This is a genomic window from Halobacillus sp. SY10 (assembly GCF_045401165.1).
GTDB lineage: Bacteria > Bacillota > Bacilli > Bacillales > Halobacillaceae > Halobacillus > Halobacillus aidingensis.
The window spans coordinates 161,592-177,740 of sequence record NZ_CP174345.1 but is presented as its reverse complement, the minus strand read 5'-3'; the positions used below and the strand labels follow the sequence as shown (position 1 = coordinate 177,740).

Annotated in this window: 12 protein-coding genes, 12 tRNA genes and 3 rRNA genes; 3 read left to right on the top strand and 24 right to left on the bottom strand. The window is 46.2% G+C overall.

Features of this window, described 5'->3' with window-relative positions; all coding sequences use genetic code 11:
* Nucleotides 1–10: 10 nt before the first annotated feature.
* The 4 genes from ACJA3J_RS01035 to sigW all read right to left on the bottom strand — a co-directional run bounded on the left by ACJA3J_RS01035 (nucleotide 11) and on the right by sigW (nucleotide 3,241).
* Nucleotides 11–1,000, bottom strand: a complete 990-nt coding sequence (locus ACJA3J_RS01035; RefSeq protein ID WP_406945274.1) for a YbbR-like domain-containing protein — start codon at nucleotides 998–1,000, stop codon at nucleotides 11–13.
* Entirely contained in the window at nucleotides 993–1,805 is an 813-nt protein-coding gene (gene cdaA / locus ACJA3J_RS01030; RefSeq protein ID WP_089652931.1) for a diadenylate cyclase CdaA, read from the bottom strand. The genes ACJA3J_RS01035 and cdaA overlap by 8 nt, the downstream gene beginning before the upstream one ends.
* 200 nt (nucleotides 1,806–2,005) lie before the next feature.
* Nucleotides 2,006–2,662 carry a zf-HC2 domain-containing protein gene (locus ACJA3J_RS01025; protein ID WP_089652932.1) on the bottom strand — a complete coding sequence of 219 codons (657 nt, stop codon included), beginning with the start codon at nucleotides 2,660–2,662 and terminating at the stop codon, nucleotides 2,006–2,008.
* Nucleotides 2,663–2,677: 15 nt separating this feature from the next.
* On the bottom strand, nucleotides 2,678–3,241 hold the full coding sequence (gene sigW, locus ACJA3J_RS01020) for an RNA polymerase sigma factor SigW (protein WP_089652933.1): 564 nt from the start codon (nucleotides 3,239–3,241) through the stop codon (nucleotides 2,678–2,680).
* Nucleotides 3,242–3,402: 161 nt separating this feature from the next.
* On the opposite strand from sigW, the gene ACJA3J_RS01015 reads away from it, so the two are divergent.
* A complete protein-coding gene (locus ACJA3J_RS01015) occupies nucleotides 3,403–3,597 on the top strand; it encodes an aspartyl-phosphate phosphatase Spo0E family protein (protein WP_406945273.1) in 195 nt (64 codons plus the stop codon).
* A gap of 10 nt (nucleotides 3,598–3,607) precedes the next feature.
* Here the strand turns inward: ACJA3J_RS01015 and rocF are convergent, their stop codons facing one another.
* The 17 genes from rocF to ACJA3J_RS00930 form a co-directional block, all read right to left on the bottom strand.
* Nucleotides 3,608–4,510: an arginase gene (gene rocF / locus ACJA3J_RS01010; RefSeq protein ID WP_406945272.1), complete on the bottom strand. Its 903-nt coding sequence runs from the start codon at nucleotides 4,508–4,510 to the stop codon at nucleotides 3,608–3,610.
* A 345-nt stretch (nucleotides 4,511–4,855) separates the two neighbouring features.
* Nucleotides 4,856–4,928: transfer RNA gene (locus ACJA3J_RS01005), tRNA-Ala, on the bottom strand.
* 3 nt (nucleotides 4,929–4,931) lie between these two features.
* Nucleotides 4,932–5,006 (bottom strand) — tRNA-Gly (locus ACJA3J_RS01000).
* Between the two features lie 16 nt (nucleotides 5,007–5,022).
* Nucleotides 5,023–5,095, bottom strand: a tRNA-Lys gene (locus ACJA3J_RS00995).
* Nucleotides 5,096–5,275: 180 nt separating this feature from the next.
* A tRNA-Gln gene (locus ACJA3J_RS00990) sits at nucleotides 5,276–5,350 on the bottom strand.
* 109 nt (nucleotides 5,351–5,459) lie between these two features.
* Nucleotides 5,460–5,545 (bottom strand) — tRNA-Tyr (locus ACJA3J_RS00985).
* A gap of 16 nt (nucleotides 5,546–5,561) precedes the next feature.
* Nucleotides 5,562–5,637: transfer RNA gene (locus tag ACJA3J_RS00980), tRNA-Thr, on the bottom strand.
* A 12-nt stretch (nucleotides 5,638–5,649) separates the two neighbouring features.
* A tRNA-Val gene (locus ACJA3J_RS00975) sits at nucleotides 5,650–5,725 on the bottom strand.
* 6 nt (nucleotides 5,726–5,731) lie between these two features.
* Nucleotides 5,732–5,806 (bottom strand) — tRNA-Glu (locus tag ACJA3J_RS00970).
* A gap of 21 nt (nucleotides 5,807–5,827) precedes the next feature.
* A tRNA-Thr gene (locus ACJA3J_RS00965) sits at nucleotides 5,828–5,899 on the bottom strand.
* Nucleotides 5,900–5,902: 3 nt separating this feature from the next.
* Nucleotides 5,903–5,977 (bottom strand) — tRNA-Asn (locus ACJA3J_RS00960).
* A gap of 43 nt (nucleotides 5,978–6,020) precedes the next feature.
* A 5S ribosomal RNA gene (gene rrf, locus ACJA3J_RS00955) occupies nucleotides 6,021–6,134 on the bottom strand.
* Nucleotides 6,135–6,225: 91 nt separating this feature from the next.
* Nucleotides 6,226–9,141, bottom strand: a 23S ribosomal RNA gene (locus ACJA3J_RS00950).
* A gap of 166 nt (nucleotides 9,142–9,307) precedes the next feature.
* Nucleotides 9,308–9,383, bottom strand: a tRNA-Ala gene (locus ACJA3J_RS00945).
* Between the two features lie 8 nt (nucleotides 9,384–9,391).
* A tRNA-Ile gene (locus ACJA3J_RS00940) sits at nucleotides 9,392–9,468 on the bottom strand.
* 85 nt (nucleotides 9,469–9,553) lie between these two features.
* Nucleotides 9,554–11,118: ribosomal RNA gene (locus ACJA3J_RS00935) — 16S ribosomal RNA — on the bottom strand.
* Together the 16S, 23S and 5S rRNA genes with 12 tRNA genes alongside form the textbook arrangement of a ribosomal RNA operon.
* A 471-nt stretch (nucleotides 11,119–11,589) precedes the next feature.
* Complete coding sequence (locus ACJA3J_RS00930; protein ID WP_089654407.1) at nucleotides 11,590–11,811, bottom strand: hypothetical protein; 222 nt, start codon at nucleotides 11,809–11,811, stop codon at nucleotides 11,590–11,592.
* 118 nt (nucleotides 11,812–11,929) lie between these two features.
* On the opposite strand from ACJA3J_RS00930, the gene pdaB reads away from it, so the two are divergent.
* Complete coding sequence (pdaB, locus tag ACJA3J_RS00925) at nucleotides 11,930–12,688, top strand: polysaccharide deacetylase family sporulation protein PdaB (protein ID WP_089654408.1); 759 nt, start codon at nucleotides 11,930–11,932, stop codon at nucleotides 12,686–12,688.
* A 47-nt stretch (nucleotides 12,689–12,735) separates the two neighbouring features.
* Here the strand turns inward: pdaB and ACJA3J_RS00920 are convergent, their stop codons facing one another.
* Nucleotides 12,736–13,338: a KinB-signaling pathway activation protein gene (locus ACJA3J_RS00920; protein ID WP_089654409.1), complete on the bottom strand. Its 603-nt coding sequence runs from the start codon at nucleotides 13,336–13,338 to the stop codon at nucleotides 12,736–12,738.
* Between the two features lie 140 nt (nucleotides 13,339–13,478).
* On the opposite strand from ACJA3J_RS00920, the gene gerD reads away from it, so the two are divergent.
* Nucleotides 13,479–14,132 carry a spore germination lipoprotein GerD gene (gerD, locus tag ACJA3J_RS00915; protein WP_406945271.1) on the top strand — a complete coding sequence of 218 codons (654 nt, stop codon included), beginning with the start codon at nucleotides 13,479–13,481 and terminating at the stop codon, nucleotides 14,130–14,132.
* 49 nt (nucleotides 14,133–14,181) lie between these two features.
* Here the strand turns inward: gerD and ACJA3J_RS00910 are convergent, their stop codons facing one another.
* Entirely contained in the window at nucleotides 14,182–15,234 is a 1,053-nt protein-coding gene (locus ACJA3J_RS00910; protein ID WP_089654411.1) for an Mrp/NBP35 family ATP-binding protein, read from the bottom strand.
* Nucleotides 15,235–15,315: 81 nt separating this feature from the next.
* A complete protein-coding gene (gene cwlD / locus ACJA3J_RS00905; RefSeq protein ID WP_115894996.1) occupies nucleotides 15,316–16,041 on the bottom strand; it encodes an N-acetylmuramoyl-L-alanine amidase CwlD in 726 nt (241 codons plus the stop codon).
* Nucleotides 16,042–16,149: the final 108 nt, after the last annotated feature.

Sequence of the window (16,149 nt, the reverse complement as noted above, 5' to 3'; positions counted from 1 at the left end):
TTCGTTTTGATTAATCTGTGCCGTTTCCGTCATCTCCCGCTTCGCCTTCAACAACTTCAATGTCCACTTCAATGGTTTCAGGTTGAACGGAAGTCACTCCTTCAGGAAGCGGAATATCGACTTCTACGGTTTGATCTTCTGTCACTTCTGATACATCAACAGGGATTTCAGGAAGCGCCTCAATGCCATCAAGTACTTCTTTCGGTCCGGAAATGGTGACTTCCTCTGTTTCCGTACGGACCGATTCAATCAGTACCCCTTCCGTATTCCCTCCACGAGCGGCAACATTTAATGGAACGCTTTTCGTGCGGGTGGAAATCGGAACAGATACATTTACAGTCGTTGGATCCACGAGGACATTCAGCTCATTCCCCTGATTATCATAAATCTTGACAGGAGCTTCCTGCGCTTCAATTGACTCTTTAGCCTCACCGACATCAATAATCGCTTTCACAGAGGCTACACGCTCAATGACCGATGAAGCCCCTGTAATGGCAACTTCAGAAGGTTCCACTTCTGGATCACCAAGCTCAAGCTCACTATCCAGGTTTCCTTGGTTGATATAATCAATGTTCACTTCATAATCTTCGGTCACTTTTTCCTCAATCGTCACTTCAATGATTTTTGGATCGAGCGTGACTGCAAGCTGGTTGGATATCCCTGAGTGCTGTAAGGACACCTCATGTGTGCCCGGACCAAGTCCATTCAAATCTACAAAAACCGTAAAGTTCTTCTGTCTGGAAACAGGAGCGACAGCAGAGGTCGGCCCCTCAACAGAGACGGATACTTCTTGAGGGATTCCGCTGACCACATATTCTTCACTATCAAACCTGATTTCAAGTGGAATGTTTTCCATCACTTCCATATCAGAGGATGACTGATTGAAGAATAAAGAATCTGAGTCCATATTGTTATCCACATTGACCGTCACCCAAAGAAGACCAGCAAGCATAAGGGATATAATTCTTATAAACCATACACTTTTGAACCAATTATCCATTCTTCTTCCCCCTCCAGTTCCAGCTTTTCACCGCAGGGGCGGAGTAATCCAATTCAGTACGCAAAATCTCTTCCAGTTTCACTTGATCAAGGTCTCGATGCAATTCCCCGTTCTTCGTACAGGAAATAGCTCCTGTCTCTTCAGAAACGACGATCGTTAAAGCATCCGTCACCTCACTGATTCCCATAGCCGCTCTGTGCCTCGTCCCGAGCTCTTTCGAAATAAAAGGACTCTCTGAAAGTGGGAGATAACAGGCAGCAGCGACAATTTCATCATTTTTAAGTATGACCGCTCCATCATGGAGAGGAGTATTCGGTATGAAAATATTCGTAAGCAACTCGCTCGACAAATGTCCGCCGACACGTATGCCTGTTTCTACGTAATCCCCCATACCTGTATCTCGTTCTATTGTAATCAATGCACCGATTCGGCGTTTGGCCATATAGTTACAAGACTTAATAATTGCCTGTAAGGTTTTCTCGGTGTCTTCTTCTTCTGAAGTATTCCTGCTGAAGAAACTTCCTCGTCCCAGTTGTTCTAAAGCTCTTCTAAGTTCAGGCTGGAACAAAATGATGATCGCGAGGAAACCCCACGTAATTGCTTGTGACATCAGCCACCTTAATGTGGTCAGTCCAAATAAATTACTCAATAACCATATACCCAGAATAACGAAAATACCTTTTAATAGCTGAACGGCTTTCGTTCCCTGAATCAGCATGATTAATTTATATACAACAAACCAGACAAGGGCGATATCCACAGTAATCAAAAAATAATCTAAAACATCCAATCCCCCATCAAGCATGCCTACACTTCCTTTTAGATATAATAAACCTTAAAAATTCACATTTACCATTATATCACATAACCTTTCCTGTATATATGGAGAACATACCGTCCTTGGGAGAGACCCATACATTTCTATACCATTTTGGTCGTTTCAGGGAGCCTTATGCTCCATTCTGTTCAAAAATAAAGCAAGGAAGCGTAAGCCTCCTTGCTTTTTTAATCCGATTCAAATGAGAAAATCGCCTTGAATGTCTTCTTCGTATGATACCAGATCCATTCGTAAACCTGGTTCACTTCGGTCAGTTCTCCTGAATATGCCCGGAGATTATTACGGTCAAGTTCATCATTCGTTTCTACTTGTCCAGAAGAATCATTAAGGATATCGCCATTGATAAGGGTAATGTCCCCATCGACTTTCCCGTCAATCCTCAAATCCCCATTTCTCACGACAAGATCTCCTTCAACCGTAACGCCTTCCGGTACAATGACCGTATGATCACGTATTTCCAGATTCTCCTGCTTGGATACCGTCACTTGCTGGTCCTGGTTCCATTCGGTAAATATTCCACCGAACATCAATAAGAAGAAGACGGCAGCAGCTGTAAGCAACGGATGCCTTTGGAGCTTACGGAGATAGTTCTTCCTTTTCTTCTCTTTTGGCAAATTCGCCATCACATTCGCAGTAAAACGTGGCGGCGCAGATACAGGCGTCGTGTTTTTAATCAGTGTCGTCGTTCTCTTTAGTTCATGAAAGTGATTTTGGCAGGATTGGCAGCTTTGTAAATGATCTCTCAGTCGTCTCTCTTCTTCTTTATTTAATTCGCCATCTAAATACTTATGCATGAGTTCAATGGCTTCTCTTTTGCAATTCATTCCCTCTCAACTCCTTCACACATGTCGAAGCCTCTTACGTAAAGCCTCTCTACCTCGATGGACCCTCGTCTTAACAGTCCCTACTGGAATATCCAACACCTCCGCGATCTCTTGAAGAGCAAGCTCATCTAAATAACGAAGCACGATAACGCTGCGATATTTAGGTGGAAGTGCTAATATCTCCTTGTGGATGTAGGATTGTAATTCAAGGCTTTCCACTTCTTCTTCAGGTAGAGCTTGGTCGGCAGCTAATTGCGAATACATGTCTAAGCCTTCCGTCCCCTTCACTTCTGCATCCAGATGATAGTCCGGCTTTTTTTTGCGGATTCGGTCAATCGACAGATTCGTTGCTATCCTATACAACCAAGTGGAGAATTTCCTGTTCTCATCAAACGTATGGAGATTCGTGTAGGCTCTGATAAAGGCTTCCTGGGCCAGGTCTTCAGCTTCATACGAGTTCCCAACCATTCGCAGACAAATATGAAAAACTTTATTCTGGTAAAAAGAAACAATGTCTTCGAAAGCGGATTGATTGCCCTTTTTCACTTCTTTTATTTTTTGCTTAATCATGGTTTCCATCTTCTAATACCTCCGCTATACGTGCGGTCGTTAACCTTTACGGATGACCTCGCCACAAAGTTTCATAAATTTAATATTTTTTTAGCTAATATAAGTTTAACTTTTTTTAGTATCGGTTATAAAGCTGTAAATGTAAAAAATTTCTTAGGAGGAAATTTAATATGAAGCGAGTGACCGCTTTGAAGAAAGAAATCGAAGCTTGTCGTGTGGAAATGATTCGTTTAGCCAGCCTCCATAAGTTGAGCTCGCCGGAAGTCATACGAGTGAGTGTGAAATTAGATCGCTTGTTAAATGAATATGATGAAATAACATATAAAAAACAGCAACCCACCTTACAAAAAGCGGGTTACTGCTAGAATTGTGCATTTATTTCAAGCTCTCACCAAATAGAGAACCCATCAAACCTACCGCTACGCTAGCGGTTTTATTTTTTTCATCGAGAATCGGGTTTACTTCTACGAATTCCGCAGATGTAATCATCTCTGACTGATGAAGCATCTCCATTGCTAGATGGCTCTCACGGTAGCTTAAGCCACCCATTACAGGTGTTCCTACGCCAGGAGCTTCATTAGGATCCAGACCATCAAGGTCTAAGCTTAAATGCACCCCATCGGTACGATCTTTCAAATAATCCACTGTCTCTTCCATCACTTGCGTCATGCCCATACGGTCAACTTCGTGCATCGTATAGACTTTGATGCCCTTCTCTTCAATAAGCACTCTTTCTCCTTCATCTAGAGAACGGGCTCCGATAATCACAATATTTTCTGGTTTAATCTTTGGTTCATAATCATGGATACTCGTCAGTTTCTCATGGCCGATTCCTAAGCTTACAGCAAGTGGCATCCCATGAATGTTACCGGAAGGCGAGCTGTCGGCAGTATTCAAATCGCCGTGAGCATCATACCAGATGACACCAAGGTTTTCATAATGTTTGGCAACTCCTGCAAGAGTCCCCATAGCAATACTATGATCTCCCCCAAGGACAAGTGGAAAACGTTTATTTTCTACTACTTCATCAACCGCCTTTGCAAGACGACGACTTCCCTCAGCAATTTCATTCAAGTTACGTAAATTATCTTCTTTCTCATCTGTATTTTGTTTTGGACGAGGAATCTCAATGTCCCCTAGATCTTCAATGTTATATTTCAATTGCTCTAGACGTTCAACCATACCCGCATAACGAATAGCACTTGGTCCCATATCCACGCCTCGGCGCATCTGTCCAAGGTCCATAGGTACACCGATAACTGAAAGCTGTTTATTCATCAAAGTTCCTCCTTTTTTCTCTACTATAATTGTATCCGTTTTTCCCGTTATGACTCAACTGGACATGTTTGTGCATATATATACGGGAAACAGTATGAAAACGTATGTAATCATGCATGTTTACAAGGTTTGAAACCTTTTTCCATATAATAGAAGAAGGACTGTTCATCGAGAGCAGCGTTACAAAATTCGATGAACATCAAAAACAAATGAGAATCTCAATAACTTTTAATCAATGGCTCGAAAACCATTAGAGATTTTCTTTGGGACATCAAAAAATCCTGGATGCAATAGGAAAAGAACATAAAAAACCTGACATCAACTGTTGATGTCAGGTTCATAGAGTGGAGCCTAGCGGGATCGAACCGCTGACCTCCTGCGTGCAAAGCAGGCGCTCTCCCAGCTGAGCTAAGGCCCCGTATGGAGCGGGAGACGGGATTCGAACCCGCGACCCCCACCTTGGCAAGGTGGTGTTCTACCACTGAACTACTCCCGCATATGAAAATGAAAGATGAGCCATGAAGGATTCGAACCTTCGACCCTCTGATTAAAAGTCAGATGCTCTACCAGCTGAGCTAATGGCTCGTATGAAAAATAATGCTCATTATTTTATAAGCAGTGTGCTCGTCACGTTGATAGATTTATCGGTGAAGCATACGCTCCTCGCAAAGCCTACAATGAAGAAAATTCAATGATGATTACGGCTTCTCTACCAGCTGAGCTAATGACTCATATAATAATATCCAGTATAACATCTTAAGAAAATGGCTGGGCCAGCTGGATTCGAACCAGCGCATGACGGTACCAAAAACCGTTGCCTTACCGCTTGGCTATGGCCCAACAGTTACAAAAATAGTATTTACCATCTAAAGATCATTATACAAGAAATGTTTATTTTCATAAAAAATAGCTGATCATGGATGTCAGCCGTTATAGTCAATGAAATAAATGGTGGAGGGAGTAGGACTCGAACCTACGAACCCGATGGGAGCGGATTTACAGTCCGCCGCGTTTGGCCAACTTCGCTATCCCTCCACTTTGACTAAATAAGTGGTGCCGGCCAGAGGACTTGAACCCCCAACCTACTGATTACAAATCAGTTGCTCTGCCAGTTGAGCTAGGCCGGCTTATGAATTTAATGGTGGAGGATGCAGGGTTCGAACCTGCGACCCCTTGCTTGTAAGGCAAGTGCTCTCCCAGCTGAGCTAATCCTCCGATAAGTGGTGACCCGTACGGGATTCGAACCCGTGTTACCGCCGTGAAAGGGCGGTGTCTTAACCACTTGACCAACGGGCCATGTGTTTGATCGTTTCTCAGAGCTTCCAGCCGGATTTGAACCGGCGACCCCTTCCTTACCATGGAAGTGCTCTACCACTGAGCTATGGAAGCAAGTGGCTCCAACGGTAGGATTCGAACCTACGACCGATCGGTTAACAGCCGATTGCTCTACCACTGAGCTACGTTGGAATAATGTTCATTCATCAAAAGCATTAATAAGGAAAGAGAATCAATGTGGCGGCGTCCTACTCTCACGGGGGTAAACCCGACTACCATCGGCGCTGAAGAGCTTAACTGCTGTGTTCGGCATGGGAACAGGTGTGACCTCTTCGCCTTCACCACCACATCAATATAAAGTTTGAGGTGAACCCTCAAAACTGGATAAGGAAACATCTTGTTTGAAAAAGGACGATCTTTTCACGAATGATTTTCATCAGATAGATAAGTCATCGATCCATTAGTATCCGTCAGCTCCACGTGTCACCACGCTTCCACCTCGGACCTATCAACCTCATCGTCTCTGAGGGATCTTATTTGCTTAAAGCAAAGGGAAATCTCATCTCAAGGGGGGCTTCATGCTTAGATGCTTTCAGCACTTATCCCGACCACACGTAGCTACCCAGCGATGCTCCTGGCGGAACAACTGGTACACCAGCGGTGTGTCCATCCCGGTCCTCTCGTACTAAGGACAGCTCCTTTCAAATTTCCAACGCCCACGACGGATAGGGACCGAACTGTCTCACGACGTTCTGAACCCAGCTCGCGTACCGCTTTAATGGGCGAACAGCCCAACCCTTGGGACCGACTACAGCCCCAGGATGCGATGAGCCGACATCGAGGTGCCAAACCTCCCCGTCGATGTGGACTCTTGGGGGAGATAAGCCTGTTATCCCCGGGGTAGCTTTTATCCGTTGAGCGACGGCCCTTCCATGCGGAACCGCCGGATCACTAAGCCCGACTTTCGTCCCTGCTCGACTTGTAGGTCTCGCAGTCAAGCTCCCTTGTGCCTTTACACTCTGCGAATGATTTCCAACCATTCTGAGGGAACCTTTGGGCGCCTCCGTTACCTTTTGGGAGGCGACCGCCCCAGTCAAACTGCCCACCTGACACTGTCTCCGGACCGGATCACGGTCCTGGGTTAGAATGTCCGTACAGCCAGGGTAGTATCCCACCAGCGCCTCCACCGAAGCTAGCGCTCCGGCTTCTAAGGCTCCTACCTATCCTGTACAAGCTGTACCAACATTCAATATCAGGCTACAGTAAAGCTCCACGGGGTCTTTCCGTCCTGTCGCGGGTAATGTGCATCTTCACACATAGTATAATTTCACCGGGTCTCTCGTTGAGACAGTGCCCAAGTCGTTGCACCTTTCGTGCGGGTCGGAACTTACCCGACAAGGAATTTCGCTACCTTAGGACCGTTATAGTTACGGCCGCCGTTTACTGGGGCTTCGGTTCAACGCTTCGCATAAGCTAACGCATCCCCTTAACCTTCCAGCACCGGGCAGGTGTCAGCCCCTATACTTCGCCTTACGGCTTCGCAGAGACCTGTGTTTTTGGTAAACAGTCGCTTGGGCCTTTTCACTGCGGCTCCTCGGCAGAGGAGCACCCCTTCTCCCGAAGTTACGGGGTCATTTTGCCGAGTTCCTTAACGAGAGTTCTCCCGCTCACCTTAGGATCCTCTCCTCGCCTACCTGTGTCGGTTTGCGGTACGGGCACCTCTTTCCTCACTAGAGGATTTTCTTGGCAGTGTGAACTCAGGAGCTTCGGTACTCTATTTCCCTCCCCATCACAGCTTGACGTTGCCGGACGGATTTGCCTATCCGACCGTCTCACTGCTTGGACGCGCACATCCAGTGGCGCGCTCTCCTTATCCTCCTGCGTCCCCCCGTCGTTCAAACGGAAAGGAGGTGGTACAGGAATATCAACCTGTTGTCCATCGCCTACGCCTTTCGGCCTCGGCTTAGGTCCCGACTAACCCTGAGAGGACGAGCCTTCCTCAGGAAACCTTAGGCATTCGGTGAAAGAGATTCTCACTCTTTTTTCGCTACTCATACCGGCATTCTCACTTCTAAGCGCTCCACCAGTCCTTACGGTCTGACTTCACGGCCCTTAGAACGCTCTCCTACCACTGATCATAAGATCAATCCGCAGCTTCGGTGGTGTGTTTAGCCCCGGTACATTTTCGGCGCAGAGTCACTCGACCAGTGAGCTATTACGCACTCTTTGAATGATGGCTGCTTCTAAGCCAACATCCTGGTTGTCTAAGCAACTCCACATCCTTTTCCACTTAACACACACTTTGGGACCTTAGCTGGCGGTCTGGGCTGTTTCCCTCTCGACCATGAACCTTATCACCCACGGTCTGACTCCCAGAACAAAGTCTATGGCATTCGGAGTTTGACTGAATTCGGTAACCCGATAGGGGCCCCTCGTCCAATCAGTGCTCTACCTCCATGACTTTCTATTCTGAGGCTAGCCCTAAAGCTATTTCGGAGAGAACCAGCTATCTCCGTGTTCGATTGGCATTTCACCCCTACCCACACCTCATCCCCGTAATTTTCAACTTACGTGGGTTCGGGCCTCCAGTCAGTGTTACCTGACCTTCACCCTGGACATGGGTAGATCACACGGTTTCGGGTCTACGACCGCATACTCACTCGCCCTATTCAGACTCGCTTTCGCTGCGGCTCCGCTTCTGCTGCTTAACCTCGCATACGGTCGTAACTCGCCGGTTCATTCTACAAAAGGCACGCCGTCACCCATTAACGGGCTCCGACTACTTGTAGGCACACGGTTTCAGGTTCTCTTTCACTCCCCTTCCGGGGTGCTTTTCACCTTTCCCTCACGGTACTGGTTCACTATCGGTCACTAGGGAGTATTTAGCCTTGGGAGATGGTCCTCCCGGATTCCGACGGAATTCCTCGTGTTCCGCCGTACTCAGGATCCACTCCGGAGAGAGAAAGATTTCGACTACAGGGCTGTTACCTGCTCTGGCTGACCTTTCCAGATCGATTCGCCTATCTTCCTCTTTGATAACTCCAATGGAGTGTCCTACAACCCCAGAAAGCAAGCTTTCTGGTTTGGGCTGATTCCGTTTCGCTCGCCGCTACTTGGGAAATCGCATTTGCTTTCTCTTCCTCCGGGTACTTAGATGTTTCAGTTCCCCGGGTGTGCCTGCCTATACCTATGTATTCAGTATAGGATACTGTTCCATTACGAACAGTGGGTTTCCCCATTCGGAAATCTCCGGGTCAAAGCCTACTTACGGCTCGCCGGAGCATATCGGTGTTAGTCCCGTCCTTCATCGGCTCCTAGTACCAAGGCATCCACCGTGCGCCCTTATTCACTTAACTATCTTCGTGAAAAGACGTTTACAATTTCAATTAGATGTCTTGTCATCAATTGTCTCATCGTTAGATGAAAACAATGATTCCTTATCCAGTTTTCAAGGTTCACGCCCTTATTCAGGGTTGAATATAAAACACAAAATAGATTCTTGTGTTTGATGTAACATTTAAATGGTGGAGCCTAGCGGGATCGAACCGCTGACCTCCTGCGTGCAAAGCAGGCGCTCTCCCAGCTGAGCTAAGGCCCCTTTTTGAATGGTGGGCCTGAGTGGACTTGAACCACCGACCTCACGCTTATCAGGCGTGCGCTCTAACCAACTGAGCTACAGGCCCATCCAATTGAAGGAAGATCATATTTTCATAGTTTGATCTTTCAAAACTGAACAACCAACACAGTACGTTTCCGTTATATCCTTAGAAAGGAGGTGATCCAGCCGCACCTTCCGATACGGCTACCTTGTTACGACTTCACCCCAATCATTGGCCCCACCTTCGGCGGCTGGCTCCAAAAAGGTTACCTCACCGACTTCGGGTGTTGCCAACTCTCGTGGTGTGACGGGCGGTGTGTACAAGGCCCGGGAACGTATTCACCGCGGCATGCTGATCCGCGATTACTAGCGATTCCGGCTTCATGCAGGCGAGTTGCAGCCTGCAATCCGAACTGAGAATGGTTTTATGGGATTTGCTACACCTCGCGGCTTCGCTGCCCTTTGTACCATCCATTGTAGCACGTGTGTAGCCCAGGTCATAAGGGGCATGATGATTTGACGTCATCCCCGCCTTCCTCCGGTTTGTCACCGGCAGTCACCTTAGAGTGCCCAACTGAATGCTGGCAACTAAGATTAGGGGTTGCGCTCGTTGCGGGACTTAACCCAACATCTCACGACACGAGCTGACGACAACCATGCACCACCTGTCACTTGGTCCCCGAAGGGAAAGCCCTATCTCTAGGGATGTCCAAGGATGTCAAGACCTGGTAAGGTTCTTCGCGTTGCTTCGAATTAAACCACATGCTCCACCGCTTGTGCGGGCCCCCGTCAATTCCTTTGAGTTTCAGCCTTGCGGCCGTACTCCCCAGGCGGAGTGCTTAATGCGTTAACTTCAGCACTAAGGGGTGGAAGCCCCCTAACACCTAGCACTCATCGTTTACGGCGTGGACTACCAGGGTATCTAATCCTGTTTGCTACCCACGCTTTCGCACCTCAGCGTCAGAAACAGACCAGAGAGTCGCCTTCGCCACTGGTGTTCCTCCACATATCTACGCATTTCACCGCTACACGTGGAATTCCACTCTCCTCTTCTGTCCTCAAGTTCCCCAGTTTCCAATGACCCTCCACGGTTGAGCCGTGGGCTTTCACATCAGACTTAAGGAACCGCCTGCGCGCGCTTTACGCCCAATAATTCCGGACAACGCTTGCCCCCTACGTATTACCGCGGCTGCTGGCACGTAGTTAGCCGGGGCTTCCTCGTTAGGTACCGTCAAGGTACCGCTCTATTCGCACGGTACTTGTTCTTCCCTAACAACAGAACTTTACGATCCGAAGACCTTCATCGTTCACGCGGCGTTGCTCCGTCAGACTTTCGTCCATTGCGGAAGATTCCCTACTGCTGCCTCCCGTAGGAGTCTGGGCCGTGTCTCAGTCCCAGTGTGGCCGATCACCCTCTCAGGTCGGCTACGCATCGTCGCCTTGGTGAGCCGTTACCTCACCAACTAGCTAATGCGCCGCGGGCCCATCTGTAAGTGATAGCAAGAAGCCATCTTTCAACTTTCCTTCATGCGAAAGAAAGTATTACCCGGCATTAGCCCCGGTTTCCCGGGGTTATTCCGATCTTACAGGCAGGTTGCCCACGTGTTACTCACCCGTCCGCCGCTCGTTCCACGAGCTTCACCCCGAAGGGATCCACTCGCTTCCCGCGCTCGACTTGCATGTATTAGGCACGCCGCCAGCGTTCGTCCTGAGCCAGGATCAAACTCTCCATAAAAGTTAAGTTTGACTTGCTCATTTGCACACCGAATGTGCTTGTTTCAAATTTCTTCTATAAAGAAGAAATGTTTTGACGTACTGGTTGGTTCGTTCAGTTTTCAAAGATCAAATGTTTTGTTTGCCGCTTTGTCAGCGACTTTATCAGTTTATCACTTTCGGTTGTTTGTGTCAACAACTTTTTTGTGATGTTTTTTGCTGTCGTTTTGGCGACAAGTAATAATTTATCATGTCTGCCCCGCAGTGTCAACAACTTTTTTCAAATGAAATTCGTTCGTTTCCGCTACGTTGTGTTGCTTTCCGACAACGATTAATAATATATCACAGACTAAAAAAGAAAAGCAATGCTTTTTTAGAAATTCATTTAAAAAATTATTTCAATGAGCAACAGTGTATAGGAAAAGCCCTGATCTACATCCAGGGCTTAGTTTTTGACCATTAGCATTATTGATAAGCTGAAATGATTATAGCGTTAATTTTGTTTCTTTTTCCTTGGCATATACTGTAGACATTCTTCTCTAGTTGCAAACCTTCGGAAGATCTGAAAAAGAACTTCATACCTTTCTTCCATCGCTCTTTTCAGTCCTTGGTCGATTCTGTGGTCTCCTAGGTCAAACGTGATTTCTTCCATCTCTCTCTTTAACAAGTATTCAATTTCACGACGTTCCTGTTCATTAATCATTAAACCATGCACCTTAAAGGACCTCCCTTGAACAACTCTCTATATTTTTACCCTAAATCTTGTGTTTTTAGCATAGGTTGTCCTTTTTTTCATATGTATAGAACATATTGGAAGGAAGGTGAATCGTGCAATGAGTTTCTACACTTGGAAAGCTGAGCGGATGAAACGCTATGGAGTTGTGGTGGCTTTGGCATTTTTTTGTGCCCTTTTCTTGTGGATCGGACAGTGGAGTCAACTCCCCGTCTTTTCTAATGAAGGTGAGCCCCGTGCTTTGACACAAGGAAGCGATAAAAATTCGAACGTTGCACTGACATTTAATATAAGCTGGGGAACAGAGAAGGTCCACGACGTGTTGAAGCAGTTAGAAGCGAACAAGGCCCAGGCAACTTTTTTCGTTAGTGGGGAATGGGCAGAGCGTCACCCCGATATTATTAAGGCTATTCATGAAGGAAAACACGAAATCGGGATGATGGGATATAAATACGAAAGTTACCTTGAACAAAAGCCCGCACAAGTACAACAAGACTTGAACAAAGCGAAGGAAACTTTTGAAAAATTGGGCTTTGAAGAAATCAAATGGATCCGTCCTCCTCATGGTCATATGGATAAAGAGGTTTTGAAGATGATTGAAGACAAAGGAATGCAAGCTGTGCAATGGAGTATTAATCCAAGGGACTGGGAAAACCCTGGAACGAACTCCATCATAGATACCGTTCTGAATGAGGGGTCTGAAGGAGATATCATCTTGATGCATGCTTCTGACTCGGTAAAACAGACGGCAAAAGCTCTTGAGGTCATCTTGCCCGGTTTGAAACAAAAAGGACTGAAATTCGTAAGCATTACTGAACTAGTCAGCGGCGCAGAATCAGAAACCACTCAAATTGAATAATCGCCTAAAAAAACAACCACCGCTACTCCTATGCGGTGGTTGTTTTTTTAAGCAGCTTTTTCAGATGTTTTCGTTATACGGTGAAGTAAAATAAGTTGATAAGCATTACAGATGAACAAAGGAATAATCATAAGCCATACATAATCACTGCCCTGGGCTCTCAAGGCAGGGACCCACTCTACACTCGTAACGACAATCATAAAAAACAGTGCAGGAATAAAAGCATGCCACTTCGTTTCCTTTGCTTTTATATAAGCAACGATTATGGAGAGACCAAGAAGACCTAAGGCTGTCCATAAAAATGGCCAGATGGATGCGTCCTCTGCTGCTGCCTGGTATCTAAAGTACACGAGGTCAAAAAGCGTAAAAGCGATCAAGAAGAGTTGGACAGGGATCCATAAAGAACGGAAAATCCCCTTTCCAAACTGATTGACTGTCAGATAGGCGAAGAAACCCATTTGACTAATGATGCTGAATATAAATCCAAGACCCGCAAAAAATAACAATAAGCCAAAGAGCTCAAAGAGTTGCAACGGCTTCAGCACTTCAGCATAAGAATCATATTTAAAAATAAAACTGATGATCAACGTCGTCAAACCGCCGATCCATAAGGTCGTTAAAAACAACCTTACCCATTTACGACTATTCACGGAAGTTCCCCCTATTATACAAAAAACTTTTCCACCGTATTTTACCACGAAGCCGAGCTTTTTTCCTCCAGTCTTCGTATAATTTCTGTCGAATCGCAGATAGTAAACGTAAGGAGAACTTAAGAAAGGGGACATGCAAAATGTCCAAACTCCGATTCTTATGTCCCGTCCTACTCCTTGTACTCCTGGCTGCTTGCAGCGGGGCATCAAGTGCAAGTGAACAGACGGATTATGATACAACGAAAAAGATGATCGTTGATATTCTGAAATCGGACGACGGGAAGAAAGCGATGACTGAAGTCCTTTCTGATGAGAAAATGCAGCAACAGATGGCCCTCGAGTCAGAAGTTGTTTCGCAGGCTGTCCAACAGACACTCGTATCTGAAGAAGGAAAAGCTTTTTGGAGTAAAATGTTCTCCGACCCCAAGTTCGTCCAAGAGTTCAGTAAAGTCCTTGAAGATCAACAGAAAAAGTTGATGAAAGGATTAATGAAAGATGCTGAGTACCAAAAATTGATGATTGAGCTTTATAAAAACCCTGAAATGATGAAGGAAATGGTTACCGTCATGGAAGGGCAGCAATTCCGTTCGCATCTGCAGAAAACGATAGAAGAAACTTTGAACAGCCCTGTTTTCCAAGCGAAAATGAGTGAAACCTTATTGAAAGCAGCGGAGAAAATGCAGAGTGGTGGCGGAGGGAAATCCGAGTCCTCCGATCAAGGCGGGCAAAGCAGCAGTGAAGAACAATCCGGCAACGGGAGCAGCGGTGAAGGAGAAAAAGGTCAGCAAGGCTAACCACAAGCCAAAAAAACACGCACTTCTTTGAGAAGTGCGTGTTTTGATATTAATATTTATCGATTACTTTTGCAGCCATATTACGGTAAATGACACCGATTGGATGATCTGCCTGGTAGACAGATGGCGCGAAAACATCTTCTTCTTCGTAAGGCTGTTGAAGCGGCACATGGCCGAGAACTCCTGTTTGAAGGGTTTCTGCGAGCTTCACGCCGCCTCCTCTACCGAAGACGAACTCTTTGTTCCCTGTCTCTTTACTTTCAAAATAAGCCATGTTTTCAACGACACCAAGAATTTCATGTTCCGTTTTCAGAGCCATTTGACCTGCACGCGCAGCTACGAAAGCGGCCGTCGGGTGCGGAGTCGTAACGATGATTTCTTTAGAAGACGGAAGCATGGAATGTACATCCAATGCCACATCACCGGTTCCCGGCGGCAAATCAAGAAGCAGGTAATCGAGGTCGCCCCATTCCACTTCTTTGAAAAAGCTCGTCAACATTTTGCCGAGCATAGGTCCGCGCCAGATAATCGGAGAATTATCTTCCACAAAGAAACCCATCGATACAAGCTTGACCCCGAACCGTTCTACAGGAATAATCTTCTCTCCGCGAACGACTGGTCGTTCTTCAACACCCATCATATCCGGAACACTGAAACCATAAATATCCGCGTCAATGATCCCAACTTTCTTACCAAGGCGTGTTAAAGCTACGGCAAGGTTAACCGTGACTGTGGATTTCCCTACGCCACCCTTACCACTGGCAATGGAGATGAACTTCGTCCCTGTATTTCCACCTAGAAGAGAGGCTTCCTGCTCCTGCTCCGCTTCAGGTTGGAACCTTTGAATCACTTCATCTGGAAGCTGGTCGAAACGCAAGCCGACCGTTGCCGCTCCACCGCTTTTCAGCGCATTGACAATTTTCTGCTGCAATTCCATCTGTTCAGCCGTATTTGTCTTTCCGATCAATATTTTCACGCTGACATGATTTTTTTCTTCCTTGATTTTTATCTCTTCAACTCCACCGGTTTCTTCCAACGTTTTATGTAAAAACGGGTCTTCGATTGAATGGAGGATTTCTAGTACTTTTCCTTCTGTCAACAAGCCGGTTCACCATCCTTAGAAATATGTTTCACTATGGCTAGTATAACATATATGAAACGCTTTCTAAGTGATTTGCTTCAATCAGTCGTCAGAAGGAAGCTCTCTTTCTGTGACATACCGGAGCACACCCTGATAGATGGATGCTGACATTTTCCTTTGGTAATCATTATCCTTTAACAATTCTCGCTCCCCTGGGTTCGACAAAAACCCGGCTTCCACTAAAACACCTGGGGCTTTCGCGTGTTTAAGGATATAAATATTAGACAAACCAAAAGCTCCCCGATCCGTATTCCCTATGTTCTCCTTGATTTCAGATTGAATGAACTTCGCCAAGGTTTTGCTTTCCTCATTTTTTGGATAGTAAAAGGTCTGTGCGCCGCTCCATTTTTCAGATGGAATGGCATTCAAATGTAAACTGATGTATAAATCCGCTTCTTTTTCTTCAATGTACTGAACCCTGTTTCGCACATCTTCCGCTTGCCTGCGCCGCGCTTTTTCCGCTTCATCTGATGCAAGGTCATTGTCATCATCACGGGTGAGGTACACGAGTGCACCCGCTTGCTGCAAATAATCACGAAGGTATTCAGCCATTTGCAAAGTAATGACTTTCTCTTCCGTACCATCTTTGCCAGAAGCACCAGCATCAGGTCCTCCATGTCCTGGATCCAATACAATCACTTTCCCCGATAGAGGGGATGACCATACCGTCCAGGCATCCTTTGCCTCCTGAATCGGATAGGATACGGCGCACACCAGTACAATGATTCCTGCTAACCATAAAAATGTTTTTAACCTAGGTTTTCGCATGCCTCACACTCCCTTATACTCCTCCCTTTTTCACTATATGGGACAGGGTGGACAAATATGTGAAGGCATGAGAAAGCTTTTTTAATAGTTAGGAATCCTGGGAATCAA

What these genes read in the sequence shown, in the direction of transcription:
- pdaB (WP_089654408.1), top strand. Translation starts at nt 11,930, where the DNA reads ATGAGTTTCTACACTTGGAAAGCTGAGCGGATGAAACGCTATGGAGTT.
- sigW (WP_089652933.1), bottom strand. Translation starts at nt 3,241, where the DNA reads ATGGAAACCATGATTAAGCAAAAAATAAAAGAAGTGAAAAAGGGCAAT.
- gerD (WP_406945271.1), top strand. Translation starts at nt 13,479, where the DNA reads ATGTCCAAACTCCGATTCTTATGTCCCGTCCTACTCCTTGTACTCCTG.
- cdaA (WP_089652931.1), bottom strand. Translation starts at nt 1,805, where the DNA reads ATGCTTGATGGGGGATTGGATGTTTTAGATTATTTTTTGATTACTGTG.
- ACJA3J_RS01015 (WP_406945273.1), top strand. Translation starts at nt 3,403, where the DNA reads ATGAAGCGAGTGACCGCTTTGAAGAAAGAAATCGAAGCTTGTCGTGTG.
- rocF (WP_406945272.1), bottom strand. Translation starts at nt 4,510, where the DNA reads ATGAATAAACAGCTTTCAGTTATCGGTGTACCTATGGACCTTGGACAG.
- cwlD (WP_115894996.1), bottom strand. Translation starts at nt 16,041, where the DNA reads ATGCGAAAACCTAGGTTAAAAACATTTTTATGGTTAGCAGGAATCATT.
- ACJA3J_RS01025 (WP_089652932.1), bottom strand. Translation starts at nt 2,662, where the DNA reads ATGAATTGCAAAAGAGAAGCCATTGAACTCATGCATAAGTATTTAGAT.
- ACJA3J_RS01035 (WP_406945274.1), bottom strand. Translation starts at nt 1,000, where the DNA reads ATGGATAATTGGTTCAAAAGTGTATGGTTTATAAGAATTATATCCCTT.